The organism is Psittacicella gerlachiana (assembly GCF_003585965.1).
GTDB classification, from domain to species: Bacteria; Pseudomonadota; Gammaproteobacteria; order Enterobacterales; family Psittacicellaceae; genus Psittacicella; species Psittacicella gerlachiana.
The window spans coordinates 1-3,262 of record NZ_NRJF01000100.1; the positions used below are offsets into that span (position 1 = coordinate 1).

Genomic DNA, 3,262 nt, shown 5'->3' on the forward strand with positions numbered 1-3,262 from the left:
CCCATAGAGTGTTAACCTGTTAAAGAAATTTTATTATTTTTAGGAATAACACTATATATTTTACTCTTTCTTATGTGAAAAAGTAAAAATATTTAAATTAAAGGGGATACAGAGCATCCCCTTTAGAAAACTTATTTAAGAGAAAAAAAATTATTCACTTAAATCTAAGTTAATTGCTTTTTTCATTGAAAGTTTAAATTTACCAGATTTTTCATCTACATCAGTTACAAGAACTTTAACTTCTTGTCCTTCCGATAATACATCTGATGGGTGTTTTAAACGTTCTTTAGAAATTTCAGAAATGTGTAGTAAACCTTCTTTACCATTAAGGATAGAAATAATTGCCCCGCAATCAATTAAACGAGTAACTTTTCCTAGGTATACTTTATTAGCTTCTACATCAGCAACAATTCCTTGAATAATTTTTGCTGCTAAATCTGCTTTTTCACGATCTGGAGAAGCAATAGTAACTACCCCTTCATCGTTAATGTCAATTTCAGCACCTGTTTGCTCAATAATTGCACGGATAGTAACTCCAGATTTACCGATAACATCTTTAATCTTATCTTTGTTAATTACTAGAGTTGTTAAGCGTGGAGCGTAAGCACTAATATCATCACGTGGAGTAGCAATAGCTTCTTTCATTGAAGATAAAATATGTAATCTTGCTTGTTTTGCTTGTGCAAGAGCAATTTCCATAATCTCTTTAGTAATACCTTCAATTTTAATATCCATTTGGAGAGCAGTAACCCCTGCATCTGTACCAGCTACTTTGAAGTCCATATCACCTAAGTGATCTTCATCACCTAAAATATCTGATAATACTTGGAAGCGATCACCTTCTTTTACTAGTCCCATAGCAATACCAGCTACTGGAGCTTTAATTGGCACACCAGCATCCATTAGAGATAAAGAAGCTGAACAAACTGAAGCCATTGAAGAAGAACCATTAGATTCGGTAATTTCAGATACTACACGAATTGTATATGGGAATTCTTCATGAGTTGGAAGTACAGCGAGAACCCCTCTCTTAGCTAAACGGCCGTGACCAATCTCACGACGTTTTGGTGAACCAATCATTCCTGTTTCACCTACTGAGAATGGAGGGAAGTTATAATGGAATAAGAAATGATCATCAAAAGATCCTGTTAAATCTTCAATTAATTGAGCATCTCTTTTTGTCCCTAGAGTAACAACACCTAGAGATTGAGTTTCACCACGAGTAAAGATTGCTGAACCATGAGTTCTTGCTAAAACTCCTACTTTAATATCTAATGGACGTACGGTTGTAAAGTCACGACCATCAATACGAGGTTTTCCTTCAAGAATGTTATTACGAACTACATGATATTCAATTTCATGTAATAAGTTAAGAACTTCTGTTTCATTTAATTCTTCGTTCTCAGGGAGTTCTGCTTTTAAAGTTTCAAGAACTTTTTCTTTAATTTGATCGATTTGATTATAACGAACTTGTTTTTCAACAATAGTATATGCTTGCTCGATATCAGCTTTTGCTAAAGACTCTAATTTGCTAATTAGTTCTTCATTTTTTGCAGGTGGTTGCCAATCCCATTTTTCTTTACCATGTTCAGCGGCAAACTCTTTAATTGCATTAATTACTACTTGTTGTTGCTCATGACCAAAGACAACTGCTCCTAACATTTGTTCTTCAGTTAGAACTTTTGCTTCAGATTCAACCATTAGTACCGCACTATCAGTACCCGCTACTACTAAATCTAGATCTGAAGCTTTAATTTCACTTGTAGTTGGGTTTAAAACGTATTCACCATTGATAAATCCAACACGAGCTGCTCCAATAGGTCCATTAAATGGAATACCAGCTAAGGCTAAAGCTGCTGAAGAACCAATCATTGCTACTATATCAGCTGGTACTTCGCTATTAGAAGATACAACTTGTGCAACTACTTGAACATCATTAAAGAAGCCATCTGGGAATAGTGGACGGATTGGACGGTCAATTAAACGTGCTACTAAAGTTTCATTTTCAGAAGGACGTCCTTCACGTTTTAAAAATCCACCAGGAATTTTTCCAGCAGCATATTGTTTTTCAATATAGTTTACAGTAAGTGGAAAGAAATCTTGCCCTTCGTTAACTTTAGATTTAGCTACTACAGTAACAAGTACTGAAGTATCATCCATAGTCGCTAATACCGCACCTGTTGCTTGACGAGCAAAAGAACCAGTTTCCAAAGTTAAAGTATGTTTACCATACTGGATTTGTTTTACATATGTATTAAGCATTGCTTGTAACCTAAAAAGTTAAGCGTAACTACCAATGCTCAACGAATTAAGAAGTATTAAGGAATACTGCTTAATTCGTTGCCCTATTGGTAAATAGGAAGTATTGGTAGTTACTAAAAATATTAATAATAGTTATATTATAGTGCCAACATTATACCACGAGTTTATCTAAGTTTTGTGAGTAATCAATACTTATAACTTATTTAATTAATTTGTAATGAGTCTTAATACATTTAATATAGTCTTCTTCGTTATTTGTCCCATTAAATATTTCAGTTAACTCATGATTTTGTTGGTAGTCCTTTTGATTAAAAATAAAAAGCTTATTTGAGGGATCAGGTTTAGCTTCTAAATCAACTTCTGTTAAGATGATATCAGTTAAGGGTAAGAGTACTTCATCTTTTTTGAGTGATTCATTATAAATACTCTCTCCACCAATGGTAGATATGACTTTATCATGTAAGCTAAAGTTTTCTGATAAGATATTTTTTAACTCAATGATTTCACTTAATTCAGTATTCTTAAGTTCATTAACTTGGATATTAAGAAGGATGCTTAAAGTATGAGCTTGCTCTAAACTTTCTACAAAGAATAAATTTTTAGAGAACTTAGTATTTTCTAGTTGGTCTTGGTAATATAAGTGAGCTTGACGACTAATGACAATATTAAATCTATCTTTTAAAGTTAGATAAAAACCTGACTTGCTTTTGGGAAAGGAGTTAAAAGTAACACGACCCATAATCACAATGGTATTTATGGTGTCACTTTTAAAATTCTCCATGTCTTTTGGAAGATTCCAATAGATAGAGCCATTAGAGCCGATAACTTGATTTTTATCTCTAGCAACAACTGCTTTGTTAATAAATTTATAGTTTTTATCTTGTTGATAATGGAGGTAGGTATAAGCTTTGAGAAGGTTTTGTATTTTTTCTCTTTTATCTAAATCTTGTAAAACATTTTTAATGTTTTCAAATATGGAAAAATATAATTTCTGCATAGG

At 32.7% G+C, this 3,262-nt stretch carries 2 protein-coding genes; both read right to left on the bottom strand.

The annotated features are described in order from the left end of the window. Positions 1–150 precede the first annotated feature (150 nt). Positions 151–2,262 (bottom strand): polyribonucleotide nucleotidyltransferase, encoded by a 2,112-nt coding sequence (gene pnp, locus CKF59_RS03980; RefSeq protein WP_119534685.1) that lies wholly within the window; start codon positions 2,260–2,262, stop codon positions 151–153. A gap of 199 nt (positions 2,263–2,461) precedes the next feature. Continuing rightward, on the bottom strand, positions 2,462–3,262 hold an 801-nt coding region (locus CKF59_RS03985; protein WP_147397110.1), incomplete at its 5' end, for a dihydrofolate reductase.